This window comes from Shewanella sp. NKUCC06_TVS, assembly GCF_019345515.1.
GTDB classification, from domain to species: domain Bacteria; phylum Pseudomonadota; class Gammaproteobacteria; order Enterobacterales; family Shewanellaceae; genus Shewanella; species Shewanella oncorhynchi.
Window position 1 is genome coordinate 107,578 of the sequence record NZ_JAHKQX010000011.1, and the last position, 16,413, is coordinate 123,990.

At 47.1% G+C, this 16,413-nt stretch carries 12 protein-coding genes; 11 read left to right on the plus strand and 1 reads right to left on the minus strand.

From position 1 onward, the window contains the following. Positions 1-124: 124 nt before the first annotated feature. The 11 genes from KO531_RS13630 (at position 125) to KO531_RS13680 (ending at position 14,003) form a co-directional block, all read left to right on the plus strand. Positions 125-301: a hypothetical protein gene (locus KO531_RS13630; RefSeq protein WP_168826181.1), complete on the plus strand. Its 177-nt coding sequence runs from the start codon at positions 125-127 to the stop codon at positions 299-301. A gap of 3 nt (positions 302-304) precedes the next feature. Beyond that, positions 305-1,801 (plus strand): sodium/proline symporter PutP, encoded by a 1,497-nt coding sequence (putP, locus tag KO531_RS13635; RefSeq protein WP_219251434.1) that lies wholly within the window; start codon positions 305-307, stop codon positions 1,799-1,801. An 11-nt stretch (positions 1,802-1,812) separates the two neighbouring features. Next, the gene (proB, locus tag KO531_RS13640) at positions 1,813-2,913 is read left to right on the plus strand and encodes a glutamate 5-kinase (RefSeq protein WP_105250714.1); all 1,101 of its coding nucleotides are present in this window, start codon (positions 1,813-1,815) and stop codon (positions 2,911-2,913) included. Positions 2,914-2,961: 48 nt separating this feature from the next. Next, a complete protein-coding gene (locus KO531_RS13645) occupies positions 2,962-4,209 on the plus strand; it encodes a glutamate-5-semialdehyde dehydrogenase (RefSeq protein WP_219251435.1) in 1,248 nt (415 codons plus the stop codon). A gap of 402 nt (positions 4,210-4,611) precedes the next feature. Continuing rightward, on the plus strand, positions 4,612-6,798 hold the full coding sequence (locus KO531_RS13650) for a TonB-dependent siderophore receptor (RefSeq protein ID WP_219251436.1): 2,187 nt from the start codon (positions 4,612-4,614) through the stop codon (positions 6,796-6,798). 39 nt (positions 6,799-6,837) lie between these two features. Beyond that, positions 6,838-7,479 (plus strand): DUF4198 domain-containing protein, encoded by a 642-nt coding sequence (locus KO531_RS13655; RefSeq protein WP_219251437.1) that lies wholly within the window; start codon positions 6,838-6,840, stop codon positions 7,477-7,479. A gap of 26 nt (positions 7,480-7,505) precedes the next feature. After that, positions 7,506-8,555, plus strand: coding sequence for an efflux RND transporter periplasmic adaptor subunit (locus KO531_RS13660; RefSeq protein WP_219251438.1), 1,050 nt, complete (start codon positions 7,506-7,508; stop codon positions 8,553-8,555). Positions 8,556-8,559: 4 nt separating this feature from the next. Next, positions 8,560-11,727 carry an efflux RND transporter permease subunit gene (locus KO531_RS13665; RefSeq protein WP_219251439.1) on the plus strand — a complete coding sequence of 1,056 codons (3,168 nt, stop codon included), beginning with the start codon at positions 8,560-8,562 and terminating at the stop codon, positions 11,725-11,727. Further along, the gene (locus KO531_RS13670) at positions 11,720-12,088 is read left to right on the plus strand and encodes a hypothetical protein (RefSeq protein ID WP_105250720.1); all 369 of its coding nucleotides are present in this window, start codon (positions 11,720-11,722) and stop codon (positions 12,086-12,088) included. The genes KO531_RS13665 and KO531_RS13670 overlap by 8 nt, the downstream gene beginning before the upstream one ends. Then, a complete protein-coding gene (locus KO531_RS13675; protein WP_219251440.1) occupies positions 12,085-13,680 on the plus strand; it encodes a PepSY-associated TM helix domain-containing protein in 1,596 nt (531 codons plus the stop codon). The genes KO531_RS13670 and KO531_RS13675 overlap by 4 nt, the downstream gene beginning before the upstream one ends. Beyond that, complete coding sequence (locus KO531_RS13680) at positions 13,677-14,003, plus strand: DUF3325 domain-containing protein (RefSeq protein ID WP_011845407.1); 327 nt, start codon at positions 13,677-13,679, stop codon at positions 14,001-14,003. Before KO531_RS13675 ends, KO531_RS13680 begins: the two co-directional genes overlap by 4 nt. A gap of 411 nt (positions 14,004-14,414) precedes the next feature. On the opposite strand, the gene drt4 is transcribed toward KO531_RS13680, so the two are convergent. Then, a complete protein-coding gene (gene drt4, locus KO531_RS13685) occupies positions 14,415-16,037 on the minus strand; it encodes an antiviral reverse transcriptase Drt4 (protein ID WP_219251441.1) in 1,623 nt (540 codons plus the stop codon). Positions 16,038-16,413: the final 376 nt, after the last annotated feature.

Sequence of the window (16,413 nt, forward strand, 5' to 3'; positions counted from 1 at the left end):
GCACCGCCGCCAAAACCATTTAAATCCAATAGAAGCTTGATATTTGGCCGATAAAATGCCTTAATATAATTAGATCACTAACTATATTGGTGATCTAAATTCAATTATCAACCAAGGAGCAATTATGTCTACGGAGAACCCACCAGAGGAAAATCTTATCTCGCAAGTAGCAAGCTTTACCCGATTACACGCCAAGGAAACCATGCAGTTTATGTGTTTATGCGCAATATTAAGCACCTATCTCTTTGTCATTTTGAAACCGAGTATTATTCAAAATAACAAAGCGTTAGGAGACAAATAACCCATGAATTACCTGGCTTACGTTTCCTTAGCGATTTACTTTATCGCCATGCTTGCTATTGGCTTATTCGCCTATAAAAAATCCACCAGCGATGTATCCGGCTATATTTTGGGCGGCCGCAAGGTGAGCCCACAGGTCACCGCACTCTCAGCGGGTGCATCTGACATGAGTGGCTGGATGCTAATGGGTCTTCCCGGCGCAATGTTTTTGGTTGGTTTCGAAACCATTTACATCGCACTTGGACTATTAATTGGTGCTCTAATTAATTACTTGGTCGTTGCACCCAAATTAAGGGTCTATACCGAAGTCGCGGATAACGCCCTCACTATCCCGGAGTTTTTTGCTAAACGCTTCGGCAATGCCAACAGCAGTATCCGAATTATCTCGGCCGTGATCATTGTGATCTTCTTTACCTTGTATACCTCAGCGGGTTTAGTGGCTGGCGGTAAGTTATTTGAGTCAGCATTCGGCCTGAACTACGACATAGGTTTAGTCGTCACCCTCGGCGTAGTGGTTTCTTATACCTTGTTGGGCGGATTCTTAGCAGTGAGCCTCACTGACTTTGTCCAAGGCTGTATCATGTTTGTCGCTTTAATCTTAGTGCCTGTGGTGGCATATCAAGAGTTTACCAGCGCTGACACTATGCTGAACTTTGCGTATCAATCGATTCCACACTTCACCGATGCCATGCAAAACGTCACTATGTTAGGGCTTATCTCAAGCTTATCTTGGGGACTCGGTTACTTTGGCCAACCGCATATTATTGTGCGCTTTATGGCAATTCGTTCAGTCGCTGACATTAAAACCGCCAGACACATAGGTATGGGCTGGATGACAGTGACCATTGTGGGTGCACTGGCAACAGGTCTTGTCGGTATCGCTTACGCCAATAAATTTGGCATGAAGCTGACCGATCCTGAAACCATCTTTATCGTGTTTTCTGAGTTGTTGTTCCATCCGATCATTAGTGGCTTCTTATTAGCCGCAATTCTGGCCGCGATCATGAGCACCATTTCATCGCAACTATTAGTGTCATCAAGCTCGCTAACGGAAGATATCTATCGCGTGATGTCGAAGAAAGAATCTAGCGAAAAAGACATGGTGAAAATGGGACGTTTTGGCGTAGCAGGCGTGGCAATTGTCGCAAGTCTACTGGCGCTTGACCGCTCTAGCAGTGTGCTGTCACTGGTGAGTAATGCATGGGCAGGATTCGGTGCCGCCTTCGGTCCGTTAGTCTTGTTTAGCTTGTATAAAGCTAACCTAACCCACAAAGCCGCGATTGCCGGCATAGTGTCAGGCGCAGCTACAGTGCTGTTTTGGATTTATGCACCAGTACTTGCTGACGGTAAAGCTTTAACCACAGTGGTGTATGAGATGATCCCCGGCTTTGCCATGAGCAGTGTGGTGATTTGGATAGTCTCGTTACTCGATACTGATCCCTGTGCCAAAACCACTAAATTATTCCATAAGGCTGGCCGTGTTTTAGCCGAAGACAGATGAGGCGCGCAGGTATGACTGACTTACCCTGGAAACGCATTGTCGTTAAGGTAGGTAGTGCCCTGATTGCACCCCACAAACAAGGTTGCAGCAGCCACTACTTACTCGGCATTGCCCAATTTATTACTTATTGTCGTGCCCAAGGGATCCAAGTTGTCTTGGTCTCTTCGGGCTCAGTCGCCGCAGGATGGCATCACTTTGGCGAGGTTGATAAACCGAGCGTCACAGTGAAGAAAGCCATGGCAGCAGCAGGTCAGGCCGATATGATGGCCACATGGAACAAGTTATTTGATTTCCCAACCGCACAGCTACTGTTAACCCACGGTGATTTACGCAATCGAGATCGTTACATCAGTATTAAAGACACGATTTTCAGCCTACTCGAACATGGGCTATTGCCTATCATCAACGAGAACGATGCCGTTACCGCCGACAAGCTCAAAGTTGGCGATAACGATAATCTCTCGGCCATGGTCGCCGCGGCGGCCGATGCCGATACGCTGATTATCTGTTCGGATGTGAATGGGCTTTACACGCAAAACCCCCATGAATATCCCGATGCACAGCTTATTAAGCAGGTGACCGAGATTAATGCCGAGATCTACGCCATGGCGGGCGGCGCCAGCAGTGCCGTCGGTACGGGGGGAATGCGAACTAAGATACAAGCCGCCAAGAAGGCGATTTCCCACGGGATCGAAACCTTTATTATTAATGGTTTTGATGCCGACTCATTCAACCAATTGTTGAAGGGCCAAAACCCAGGAACCTTATTTACCCCCGATGAGAAGCCAATGCAGGATCACTTGCACTGGATGACACATACCTCGCAGGCTCAAGGCGAAGTCATTGTTGAAAATGACTTTAATATCGCCCTTGATATCCATAGCGAGCAATTGACCAGTGACGATGTCGTTGCCATCAATGGGGACTTTTCTGTCGGTGACACCATTTTAGTACGCAAAGACGATGGCACTAAATTGGCCAAGGCCAAATCCAATTACAGCAGTTGTTTACTTAGCTTTATTACGGACCAAGACGATCGCGAGTTTGCCAGTGAATTTCAGCAAAAGACTGGACCGATCATTTCCGAGAAAAACATCGCCATTCTCGAATAAGCATCAGCCGAATAAAACTAAGCGAGTAAACATCTAAGCGGAGTAAATATGAATTTAATCAAAAATTTATCTCAAGAAGCTGCCAAAGCGGCTCTGATCCTCGCCCAAGTTGACGAACAGCTTAAAAATACTGTACTCCTCGATATGGCACGCTCATTACGTGAAAAGTCCTATGAAATCCAAAGCGCAAATTTAATCGACTTACACAGAGCGACCGCCGATAACGTCGGCCCTGCCATGCTCGACCGATTAACGCTAACGCCAGAGCGTATAGAAGCTATGGCGGTAGGCATTGAAACCATCGCCGCCTTACCCGATCCCATTGGCAACGAACGCTATATTGGTCAACGACCTAATGGTTTATCCATCAGTAAGATGCGCGTTCCCTTAGGCGTGGTTTGTATGATTTATGAAGCGCGCCCCAATGTCACCGCCGATGCGGGTGCCCTGTGCTTTAAATCCGGCAATGCCGTGATCCTGCGCGGTGGTAAAGAGGCGCTGCACAGCAGTAAAATTATCGCCACTATTTTGCAAAGCGTATTGAAACAATACGGCTTGCCCGAGGCGTTAATCACTGTGGTGCCCGACCCAGATCGCGCCCTCATGCTAGAACTGCTGCAGCAACGAGATTATATCGATGTGATCATTCCCCGCGGCGGTGAAGGCTTGATTAACTTTGTGACTGACAACAGTAAAATCCCAGTGATCCAGCATTTTAAAGGTGTGTGTCATTTATACGTCGATAAAGATGCCGATCTGGATATTGCTATGGACTTACTGCTCAACGGTAAAACCCAGCGCACTGGCGTATGTAATGCCCTCGAAGCCCTATTAGTACACCAAGAAATTGCCTCGCAATTCCTGCCTAAAGTAGCCAAAGCGCTGGCCGAGCATAAGGTTAAAATCAATGCTTGTACTCAAGCCGGTGGTTATTTTGAAAACTGTACTTACATGGAAGAAGACGATTTCGGCCAAGAGTATTTAGATCTCGAAATTGCCATTCGCCAAGTCGATCACTTTGACCATGCTATCCAACATATTGCCCGTTTTGGTAGCCAGCACACCGAAGTAATTTGCACCGGAAACGAAGTTACAGCCGCACGCTTCCAACGTGCAGTCGATGCTTCTGTGGTAATGGTCAATGCATCTTCGCGCTTCTCCGACGGCAGCGAACTTGGCCTTGGAGCAGAAATCGGCATCGCGACATCTAAGCTACATGCCTATGGCCCAATGGGACTCGAATCCTTGACCGCTGAGAAGTATTTAGTCTCAGGCACAGGCCAAGTGCGGGCGTAAACCTAAGGTGTAAATCATACTTTTAGGCTTAACAAGTCCGTTGGATTTCGATTCAATTGTAAAGATTAAAGGCCACAGTCAGTAACGACTGTGGCCTTTTTGTTGGCTAAATTGACTCGAACCACAACAGCCTGAGTTCCCAGTCAATGCCCTGAAACCGAGTTATAGTAAGGCATGCGCTAAAAGTGCAGATCCCACTGCGACGGCTTATCACAGCTCGCTGACAAGCTATTCGCCAATAAGTTACAACCCCGCTTAAACAATTTACACATTGAGCATATTGCATTTATTTTCAACAAACCTATCATGCGATCGATTCTCATTTGCACCTAAGCACTTTATTTGCACTCAGGATCACCAATCATTATTTAATCTGAAATCGCCTGAAAGGATTGAAATACCATGCCTCCCCTATCTGTTTTAACGTCTTGGCGCTCGCCATTGATCCCTGTACTTCTCAGCACACTTACTCTGACGGTTCAAGCCAATACTGACCCTAAGCAAGATGAGAAAAAAGATACAGAACAGATAGAAAGATTGAACGTGGTAGGAACCTACACCCGCGCGGCAATGAATAGCGCCACGGGTTTGTCTATGTCACTCAAAGAAACCCCACAAAGCGTCACTTTGATTACCGAAGAGATGATCAGCGACAAAGGTTTAGTCACTATGGAGTCAGTGTTAAATCACACTCCTGGCGTCACTATGGTGGGAGATGCCTCTGAAAATAGTCAGATATTCGTGCGCGGCTATGCACTCGACAGCGGGGTGCAAATTGACGGCTTAATCACAACCTCTTCATCCCATGTTTACAGCGGCTCAATTGATCAAGGTTTAGACCCTGTGATTGCCGAACGGGTTGAAGTATTAAAAGGTGCGGCTGGGATCTTAAGTGGTTTAGGTGAACCTTCTGCCACGGTTAATTTTATTCGTAAACGCCCAACGGATGACACCCGTGCCACGGCAAGTGCAAGTTATGGCTCATGGAATACCTATAGACTTGAGGCCGATGTTTCTGGCTGGCTAACGGATTCGGGCAATGTGAAAGGTCGATTCGTGAGTGCGGTGAAGAAAGGCGATTCTTTTATCGATCGCTATCAGCGCGATACCACAGTGCTCTATGGCGTAGTTGAAACGAGTCTCGGCACAGATACTAGCTTGTCACTGTTTGCGGACTATCAAAAATCACAAACCGACGGCGTGTATAACTGGAACTCTAATCCCGCATTTTATACCGATGGCACAGCTGTCGATTTTGGCCGCAACTACTCTAGCTCACAGGACTGGACCCATTGGGACGTGACCCAAAAGAGTCTCATGGCCGAATTTAAACATAGATTCGATAACGACTGGTCACTCGTCAGTGCCTATCGTATCGCTAACGCCACCATAGACGCATTGGCCTTTTACCCAGGCGATTATATCGTCAAATCAACCGGCGAATTTGTTGGCCCTTGGGGCGATACTTATGCCGCCCAACATGATCGCGAATCCGATACCAACAGTTTCAACCTGTATGCAACGGGTAACTTCGACTTACTCGGCCGTGAACATAGCGCTGTGATCGGTTTTAACTACGGTGACAACGAGTTCGATAACATCAACACTGAATCTGGACGCCAACGTCGCTATAACGTCGCGGATCAGGGCAATTACCCCAAGCCTAATATTCCTAATTCACCCACCAATGGCCAAACCAATGAGCAAAGCCAATCGGGTGTTTACGGCACAGTCCGTGTCAATCTGTTGGATTCACTGAAATTAATGGTCGGTGGACGCGTAAGTAACTGGTCCTATGAAAAGCATGATCTCGTGGGTAACAGCACAGATGCGACCATGGAAAAAACCGGTATTTTCATCCCCTACTACGGCCTAGTCTACGATGTGACCGAGCAGATCGCTGTCTACGCTAGCCGTACTGAAATCTTCAAACCTGGCACCTATTTTGGTGAAGATGGCCAACTGCTCGAACCTGCAGAAGGCACAAACGTCGAAGGCGGCGTCAAGGTCGCGCTGTTCGATGACACGCTAAACATGTCAGCCGCCATCTACGAAACCAATAAAGACAACGAACCCGAGTATGCAGGTAAAGGTCAGCTACCTTCCGGTGACTCTATCTACGAAAGTGTGGATGGGATTACCACCAAAGGCTATGAGTTAGAAATTGCCGGACGTCTTACCGACTTATGGGATATCAGCGGCGGTTATACCCACAACAATGCAGAAGATAAAGATGGCCTACGTCGTCAAACTTATCTGCCCGAAGATATCTTCAAACTCACCACTAAATATAACTTTGAAGACATTCTTCCGGGCATTACTGCAGGTGCGAGCTGGCGCTGGCAGAGCAGCACCTTCTATCAAGGCACTATTTGGGGTGTCGATGGCGCGCCGAATGTGGCTTACCGCCAAACACAATCCGCCTACTCACTCGTTGACTTAATGTTTGGCTACCAAATCACACCTTCTATTTCTATGCAATTGAACATTAACAATATTTTCGACAAGAACTACAACCGTTCACTCTGGGGTTACGCCGACTTTGGCGAGCCACGTAATGCCACACTGTCACTACGTTGGACGCTCTAAAACATAGCCCTAACCCGAAATAACATTAAGGATGATCAAATGAAACAAGCACTTGTAATACTCACTTTACTCGGCGGTATCGCTTTTTCGGCTCAAGCACATGAAGTATGGCTTGAGCGTAATACCGATGGTTCGGTTAAAGTGCAATTTGGCGAACCGGGTTCAGAGCAAGCTTCGGCAGAAGAGTTAGCATCGTTAAGCGCGGCGCGTATTTTCGCCGCCAATGCCAAGACGCCGTTAACCGCCACAGCACAAGCCGATCATCTACTGGTCAAAACCCAAGATAGCAAGAGTGACATCAGTTTCTATGCCGATACCGCGTGGCAACCATGGAAAACCGAGACCGGATTGCAGGCCGCAATACTCTATGCCCGCACGGGACAAGATCACACAAAAGCGCTGCAAGATTTTGAATTTACGCCAGTAAAGTCAGGCGTTCCCGAGTTTGTGCTTAGCTATAAAGGCGCACCACTGGTTAATCATCCAGTGCAAGTGTATCGCCCCGGTTTTTGGAGCAAGTCTTTTACCACCGATGCCCAAGGTAAATTCGCCCTCGATACCCCAGATGCGGGCCGCTACTTACTCGTCAGTAATCACACCACAGAAGGTAAACAAACACTCGCAGGCAACGAGGTTGATAGCGTTTTACACATCACCACCACGAGTTTTATCACTCAGTAATAATCTTATAGTGAGATGGAGTTAACGTGCGTTATTTAATGATAGGTTTATACATGCTGTGTTCTGCAGTCCACGCAAGCACAGCACCTGTAACAGTCGCCTTACCCCAAACAGGCAGTACCAATGAACTTTTGCCACTCAGTGGCTCCATTAAATCCGCACGGGTAGCCCGCTTATCTGCACGTACCGATGGCTTAGTTGCCAAAGTACTGGTCGATGCGGGCTCGCAAGTCCGCGCTGGCCAGCCTCTACTCGCACTCGATGACACCTTAGCCATACACCAATTAGCACAGCGTCAGGCCGATGTAATGGCCGCTAAGACCATGCTGGCAGAAAAGCAGCGACTCCTCACCGAAGCGCAAACACTCAGTTCTCAGCAATTATTCCCCGAAACTGAGCGCGCGATTCGCCAAGCGGCGTTAACCGAAGCCGAAGCTAATCTGCAGAGTTTAACGGCGGCATTAGCACACCAAAAAGAGGTGGTCGTCCGCCACCAACTTATCGCGCCGTTTGCGGGAGTGATTTCAAGCAAACAAACTGAAACTGGTGAATGGGTCAATGTCGGCACTGAAATCTTCACCTTAGTATCCCAAGAACAGCTCTGGCTCGATATTCAAGTGCCACAGGAAATGTTCCAAAACATAGCCACTGCAACTCAAGTCGATATTGCCGCAGATATGCTGCCTGAACAGCAGTTTATCGGCCATGTGAATGCACTCGTCCCCGTGAGCGACCACAATGCTCGCAGCTTCTTGGTGCGCTTAACCATTCCTGATGCGAGTGGACTTTTGATGCCCGGCACATCGGCCACCGCCACCTTCCACTTACAGCGGGCGCAACACAGTGTTGTCGTGCCGCAAGATGCGCTAGTCCGTCACCCGGACGGCCAGTTCAGTGTCTTTACCGTGCAAAACAACATAGCACAACGGCATATTGTTCAAGTGGGCCATACGAGCGCCATCGGGATTGAAATACTTAGCCCATTACCTAAAGACGCGCCCGTGGTGATCCGCGGTAACGAGAGCCTACAAGACCAACAGCCAGTCTCTGTACTCAACTCTGCAGTAAGAGGTTAGTGGGATGCTGAAGTTTGGAATTAAACATGGCACCTTACTGTCTGTCATCGTCTTGATATTTTGCGTATTGGGCACGGCTGTAGCACTGCGTATCCCAATCCAAATGATCCCCGACTTAGATGTGCGCACCATCAGTGTCGCCACAGGTTGGCCGGGAGCAACACCGCAAGACGTCGAGAAAGAAATTCTGCTTGAGCAGGAACGCTACCTGCGCACCCTGCCCAACTTACAACGCATGACCTCTTGGGCTGATACGGGTTCGGCATGGATCGAACTCGAATTCCCCCAAAGCACTGAGATAAGTGACGCGCTTATTCGTGTTAGCAATGCGCTCAGCCAAGTATCGTCTTATCCAGAAAACGTCGACCAACCACGGCTTTACAGCAGTTCATATTCAGACAACGCTTTCATGTATTTCCGCCTCGTGCCTGTCGCGGGGAACCCGCTGAATCTAGACATAGACATGATGCGCGATTTTGCTAACGACTTTATTCGCCCACAAATGGAACGCGTCAAAGGCGTTTCCTCCGTCACCATTCAAGGCGGCGCCGAACGGCAAATTCAAATACGGCTCGATCCCGCCAAACTCGCCCAACGCGGCATCAGCATTATGGATGTACGCCAAGCCATTAGAGATCGCAACAAGGACACCTCAGCTGGCGATATCGACAGTGGTAAAAAACGTTATTTACTGCGGGTGATTGGCCGTTTCGAGGATTTAAATCAACTTAAGCAACTGATTTTAAAACGCCAAGGTAATACTAATATTCTGCTGCAAGACGTGGCCGAGATAAAACTAGACCACGCCGAGATCCGTGAACTGTCCTTTGCCGAACAAGAACGCACCCTCAGCTTAGCGGTCAAACGGGATGTTGGTTCTAACGTTATCGCCATCAAAGATGTCATGATGCCAGTGGTAGCGCAGATTAATCAAAATCAACTCGCCCAGCACGCCATGCAGTTAGAGCTATTCAGTGATGATGTGCGCTATGTGCAAGATTCGGTTGAAAATGTGTGGGTCAATTTAGGTCTTGGAGCCTTACTGGCAACCTTGGTCATGTACCTCTTCTTGCGCTCGAATCGAGCCACCCTGATTGGTGTTATCGGTATTCCGCTATGTACCTTAGCCGCCTTCGTCGGGCTGCTGGTGTTTGATCGCACTATTAATGTCATTTCGCTGGCGGGTGTTGCCTTTGCCATAGGCATGACGGTCGATAACAGCATCGTGGTGCTCGAAAGTATTGAACAAGCCCGCAGACGCGGATTAGATCGTCTCGAAGCAGCCATCAGTGGCATTTACGATGTGTGGCCTGCGGTACTGGCCTCGACGCTCACCACAGTGCTAGTGTTTGTACCCATTCTATTTATCAAACAAGAAGCGGGGCAACTGTACTCGGATATCGCGATTGCCATCGCTTCATCCATTGTCGCTTCTATGTTGGTCGCAGTGTTCATCGTACCCGCCGCTATTGCACGTTTTGGCTTCGGTAAGATGCGCTCGGCAAGCACAGACCAAAGTGAGCCGCCCAAAGCATCACGCATATTGAGCTTAGTCAGCCAGCTTGTACTGTCGGCAAGACGCCGCGCCTTTGTGATTGTGCTGTCACTCGTCTCGACGATCGGGCTTGCGGCTTGGCTGATGCCTCCGGCCGAATATTTACCCGAAGGCGAAGAACCAAAAGCCTTTACTTCTATGGTCGCGCCGCCGGGTTACAACCTATCGGAAATGGCTAAAATTGCTGAAGAATTAACGACTCAGCTATCCGCGAGAGTCAATGCCGAGGCGGCATCCTTTGAACGTGGTGAGCAAAAGATCCCGCCGCTAAAATACTATACCCTCAGCGTGGGTGTCGGCAGTATTTGGGTGATGAGCGAGCCCGTTCGCAGCCAAGATATGGATGCCATGATGAGCTCACTCACCGCCTTGTTTGAGCAATATCCGGGCATGCGCGCCTATTCATCGCGGGGTTCCATTATTTCCAGCAACGATGGTGGAACCCGCGCTGTCGCCTTGGATATTTCTGGCCCAAATCAAGCCAGCCTCTATCGTGCTGCCGAAGCGGCGTATCAAGCGGCGGAAAAAGTATTTGCCGAACCACAGCTGTATTCAGACCCATCGACCTTGTCGCTAGATCAACCGCTGTGGCAGATTTCCCCTCGCTGGCAACGTCTTGTAGAACAAGATTTTAGCGGCAGCGAGTTTGGCTATGCAGTTTCGGCACTGAGCGATGGCGCCTATGTCGACGAGTTTTTCCTTAATGATAACAAGGTGGATATCTTTCTATTTAGCCTTGCGGGCAATCAACAGAGTCTGTCGCAATTGGCACTCGCGCCGATAGTCACACCTAAGGGTAATGTACTGCCACTGCAAGCCTTAGCCGACATTAGCGAGCAAATGGATAGCGACAGTTTACGCCGCGTCGATGGCCGCAGAACCGTGACCCTTTACATTATTCCGCCGCGTTCCATTGCGTTAGAAACCGCGGTGGCTAAGGTGCGGGAAGAATTAGTCCCCATCCTCTATCAACAGGGTGCGGTCGGCAAAGATGTCAGTTTGGATATTTCGGGCGCAGCTGATCAGCTCGAAGCGACGAAAGCGGCACTCTCCAGCAATTTTCTGGTCGCCGTGTTGATCATCTACTTGTTATTAGTCGCGATTTTTAATCACTGGGGTTATCCGTTATTTGTGCTGATCACTATCCCGCTCGGACTTGCGGGCGGTTTAGTCGGCTTACAAGCGCTTAATTCTATTGGCAGCTTATTTGCGTATCTTGGCGGCCAAGGTTGGCACCAACCCTTTGATATGATTACTATGCTTGGATTTCTAATCCTACTCGGCACAGTCGTTAACAACCCAATTTTGATCGTAGAACAGAGCCGTAAAAACCTGCAATCAGGTCAGTTTGGTGTCGTTGATGCCGTAAAATCTGCCGTCGCCAGTCGATTACGACCAATTCTAATGTCTACCGCGACGACCTTGTTTGGCTTATTGCCGTTGGTGTTATTCCCCGGTGCTGGCAGCGAACTCTACCGCGGCGTTGGCATAGTGGTATTGGCAGGCCTTATCGTGGCAACGCTACTCAGCTTAACCTTTTTACCCGCCCTGTTAATCTCTGTGCTATCCCGCACCCACAAGACAAATTCAGCAGAAGTGGCACACCATCATGACTGAAAAAACCAACATGACTCCGCCGTTAACACAAAGACTGATGCGCTGGAAAACGTCAGCCATCTGGAGCGATAGCCTGCACATAGGTAATCGCTGTCTCGCAGCAACCTTTGGTGGCTATTTGTTAAGTGCAGTCGCGACTATTTTGCTCGCGCAAATCCTGCCGTTATCTCAGGTTGATCGGGTGTTAACCGCCATGATGCTGTCATTTACAGTGTACACCTGCGCCGTGATTTGGGTGTTCAGCGTTAAATCAACATGGCGATACTGGCTGGATTTATTCGCGCTTAGCGGTCTGCTGTATTTAGCTTACCTCGCCGCTAAAGCGTTTGATGCTACAAGTGCTCAAGGGAGTGGATTATGAAAGACTCCTTTTTTCGTTCAATGACTTGGCTACACACTTGGGTTGGATTGCTCACCTGCTGGGTGTTGTTTCTGGTTTTTTTCGCCGGGACAGCGGCCTATTACCGTGCTGAAATCAACCTGTGGATGCAACCCGAAAACCACGGCAGCCAATATGATGCCAATGCGGATAATCAACAATTGATACTCAAGGGCCTCACGTCCTTGGCACAACAAGCGCCTGACGCTGAGTCATGGTGGATTTACTTACCCACACAACGGGTGCCATTACTGACCTATGCATGGAGCGATCCCGCCGCTGAAGGCCAGCGATTTGGTGATTATCATCAAGGCTTTATTAACCCTGCGACAGGTGAAGCCTTACCTAAAGCACGGGACAGCCGAGGGGGCGACTTTCTCTATCGACTACATTTCGACTTGTACTACATGAGTGTGCTCACGGCGCGTTGGATTGTCGGCTTTTGCACTATGTTCATGCTGGTCGCCATCATCAGCGGGATAGTGATCCACAAACGTATTTTTAAGGATTTCTTTAGTTTTCGCCCCGGAAAAGGCCCGCGCTCTTGGTTAGATGCCCATGTCGCCAGCTCAGTTCTCGCATTGCCTTTTCATCTTATGATCACTTACACCGGCCTAGTGACTTTGATGTTTATGTATATGCCATGGGGACTTAACACGCAATATGGTGATGAAACTCAAGCCTTTTATTCGCAATGGAAACCCATTTACCAAACTCCCGCCGCCACTGGCACGCCAGCCACTATGCTCGATAGTCAGAGTTTACTCAGTGCGATTCACAGTGTCGTGGGTGAGTCGCCACTTGAAGGCTTACAGTTTGATAATCTCAACGACAGCAATGCCAGCGTAACAGTCAAAATCGCCCCTGAGCACAGCTTAAATCAGCAAGCGCCTTGGTATCACTTGTCTACTGTGACAGGGGCTGTGTTGGTGTTGGCGCAGTCGGCTGTGACTTCGGGAGCAAATCAAACCCAAAGTGCCATGATAGCCCTGCACAGTGGTCGCTTTGCTGGCCAAGGCCTACGTTTACTGTATTTACTGGCGGGATTAACGGGCTGCGTGATGATCGCCAGCGGCGCGATTATGTGGGCCGATAAACTGGCACAAAAGCAGCTTAAAAAAGATAAGAATCATAGCGGGCTCACGCTAGTGAACATGTTGAATCTCGCCACCTTTGCTGGCCTGCCCATTGCGCTAGCCTGTTATTTTTATGCCAATCGACTCTTACCCGCCACCTTTGCAGATAGAGAGAACTGGGAAATCCATTGTTTCTTTATCAGTTGGGCGTTAGTCGCACTGCTCGCTTGTTTCAAACGAGATAAACAAACATGGCAACGACTTTTTTTACTCACAGCCTTGCTTTATGGCCTGCTACCCCTGCTCAATGCCATGACTTCGCAGTATCAGCTGATAAGCAATCTACAGCGCCAAGCCTATGTTCTCGCAGGATTTGATCTCATGATGCTCGCACTTGCAGCGCTGTTTTACATGGCAGCCAAACGCTTGCGTAGCCCTAAAAAAGTGCTGGCTACACGGGTAACCAAAGCGACGGCAAAATTAGGAGTTGAATCATGACAGCCACAGGCGAATTGTTAACCTGTTTTATCGCCATGGGACTGTTGGCCTTATCTTATTTTAGCCACCACCGCGCCGTGCGTAACCGCCCGTTAACCGATGCGCAGGCACGCGGATTTCGCACCGCTGGTACTGCAACGCTCGTCCTGTGCTATTGGCTTGCCAGTCGTCATTACGGCCCAGCGTACGCCAGCGTATTACTGCTCGGCTGGGTGTGTTTAAGTTCGATAATCCTAGTAATTTTACTCAGCTACAAACCACGCTGGTTACAGCCCATATTGCCCGCCAGCGCCGTAGTGTGTTTGCTCGGTTTGTTGTATTAATCTATGATTTTAAACACCAAATGGCGTCAATCAGGCTCAATACAGACAAGATTTAGGGAATTTTTACTACTGGAATTAATGCTGCTATCCGCTAACCATTAGCTAGATAATGGTTCTGATTGAAGCCAATCGCACCTTTAAATTCTAGACCGAACATATTAATAAGCGACGCTGAAATGATTAAGCACTCTCATTCCAGTGACTCGCCGTGAATATATCCCTATAGGCTCGACGGCGGCATCCATGCCGCCAACGGTCACTTACATGCGAGTGCTTAATCTCTTTAATTCCTGCATATTTTTGTAGCCCATTATTTCCAACTAAATCTCGTATTTTACGATAGGTAACTCGATACTATTACAAAGGAAATTTTCCGATGAAATAACCTTAAAAATAATTTAAACAACTGATTTATAGATTATTTTTAGATTCCGAATCCAGTGCTATAAAGGCTTCCCTAATAAAATTAGAGTGTATCTTCTTGCACTCCCTCTCGGCTTCACTGAGCGACGTATCAGGAATAAAGTTAACATTAAATTTTTTGAGTGTTACGAATACTCCATCTTGATAAGGATTACGTTTCAACTCACCATGAAAATACAACTGATATAGAAGTAACCAGTAATTGTCTTTCTGATAATCATCGCCTTCTAGAATTGGATTAATAAATTCTAAAATACGACTCTTATCCGTCAGCATAGAATAGAGGATAGTAATAGATACACAATCTCGACTCTTTAATATTTCATTAATTGCATCATCAGAAGGCATCTGCTGACTATTCCTTAGTATATGTAGAGGCCAAGCCATACCATCTGATCGAAGTTGTTTTGCATTCTCAATAATTATTTTGTTTAGTTGTTCAACATAAGCACAAAAACTTTCATTATCATTATCAACCAATTGAGATATAAAAGGAATTAATATAGGGTAATGCCACGACAAATTAATAACAAAAGAAGCAACATCAGGAGATGCCGAAATATCTATGTGAGGTGTGATTAATTGAATTGCGTATTTAAGAACACTACCATCAGGTGTAACCTTATTAACAACAATCGCCCTATTAATAAATGTAATAGCTTCAGTTGCACTAAATTTTTGATTTTGACCCTCTGGTTTACCAAACCTATTAGGCAATGCACCTTGCAGTTCTAAAACCCAGTCATCTTCACTTGTATTAGGTAACTTAATAACGTGAGTTTTATTTAAGTTTAGTGTCAATTTATACACAGCTAACTCTTGCCCCAACTCTAATATCACCTGCTGAGCCTGCTCATAACTCTCACAATAAAAAAGATAGTCATCTACATAGCGTTCAAAACTAAACCCTTTATCTGTTAGTTGTTGATCAACCTTCTGAAGAATTAACTCAACCATAAAACTAGATGTAGCTGGCCCGATAGGAATTCCCTGAGTTTCCCCCCTTTTACAGTTTCGTTGATGAAAATCTAATTGATTATACCAGCGGCTTTGATCAGTTGATGTTGCTTTTGCCTCCTTAACACCAATAGTTGCCCAAGCAATAGCATGCGTATAAATACTGTTAAAACAGTTGGCGATATCTGATTTAACACAAAATTTCTTTGAGAAGCTTTTTTTAATATATCTTCTTTTTTGAAGAATTGGCGCTTCGTAGTTCATAACCATAATGCGGCCATCTTGCCTTTGCTCTGGCTTTATTATGCTTTGATTACCATATTGAATTGACTTAATTCCATCCCAATTATCATGAATATGCTTTGCAAGAAAGGCATATGCTAGAGGATGAACAAGAGCCAAAGATCTAGGAACGTTATTATAGCGGGTCGCTTTGTACTCTACTAAATCATAACCACGTTTCCGTTTGGTAAAATTTCCTGCATCAGCAACAAGAGCCTCACACACTTCGGGGGTAAATTGTCTGGTATCAAGGCATGGTGGTAACTCACCAATTGTTTCCTTTTGGTTTGGGAAATAATTCCGCCTGGTTAACGCCTCATAAAGATTACGTTCTTCATTAATAGATAACTTACCATCAGTGCTTATTATCATTTAAGATCCTTAAATTTAATTCCATTCAAATTATTCTTAATAATTAATATTTTCTATAACTAGTACTTAATAGATCTATCTGTTAATTTAAAAAATGCGCCACCGAGATATAAGCCACATAAAAATCAGTTACTCAAAAGCAAGAAGAACAAATTACTTCTGATCTAAATTGACCTCTAATGCCGAATAATACAAGTCCCCTCGGAGTTGCCGCAGGGCGAATGGTAAATTCGCGTGAGTCTCGCCATGGATGGCGAGCTAGCTTTCGCAGGTGCATGGACGCATCCTTCGGAAGCGATAGCAAATTTGTCAATGGGCACAAGGGGCTTTCAACTCCGTTGGGGGCAGCAAGGGAGATCCAAGAGGGAATTGCTGT

What these genes read in the sequence shown, in the direction of transcription:
- KO531_RS13680 (WP_011845407.1), top strand. Translation starts at nt 13,677, where the DNA reads ATGACAGCCACAGGCGAATTGTTAACCTGTTTTATCGCCATGGGACTG.
- KO531_RS13645 (WP_219251435.1), top strand. Translation starts at nt 2,962, where the DNA reads ATGAATTTAATCAAAAATTTATCTCAAGAAGCTGCCAAAGCGGCTCTG.
- putP (WP_219251434.1), top strand. Translation starts at nt 305, where the DNA reads ATGAATTACCTGGCTTACGTTTCCTTAGCGATTTACTTTATCGCCATG.
- proB (WP_105250714.1), top strand. Translation starts at nt 1,813, where the DNA reads ATGACTGACTTACCCTGGAAACGCATTGTCGTTAAGGTAGGTAGTGCC.
- KO531_RS13675 (WP_219251440.1), top strand. Translation starts at nt 12,085, where the DNA reads ATGAAAGACTCCTTTTTTCGTTCAATGACTTGGCTACACACTTGGGTT.
- KO531_RS13665 (WP_219251439.1), top strand. Translation starts at nt 8,560, where the DNA reads ATGCTGAAGTTTGGAATTAAACATGGCACCTTACTGTCTGTCATCGTC.
- KO531_RS13670 (WP_105250720.1), top strand. Translation starts at nt 11,720, where the DNA reads ATGACTGAAAAAACCAACATGACTCCGCCGTTAACACAAAGACTGATG.
- KO531_RS13655 (WP_219251437.1), top strand. Translation starts at nt 6,838, where the DNA reads ATGAAACAAGCACTTGTAATACTCACTTTACTCGGCGGTATCGCTTTT.
- KO531_RS13630 (WP_168826181.1), top strand. Translation starts at nt 125, where the DNA reads ATGTCTACGGAGAACCCACCAGAGGAAAATCTTATCTCGCAAGTAGCA.
- drt4 (WP_219251441.1), bottom strand. Translation starts at nt 16,037, where the DNA reads ATGATAATAAGCACTGATGGTAAGTTATCTATTAATGAAGAACGTAAT.
- KO531_RS13650 (WP_219251436.1), top strand. Translation starts at nt 4,612, where the DNA reads ATGCCTCCCCTATCTGTTTTAACGTCTTGGCGCTCGCCATTGATCCCT.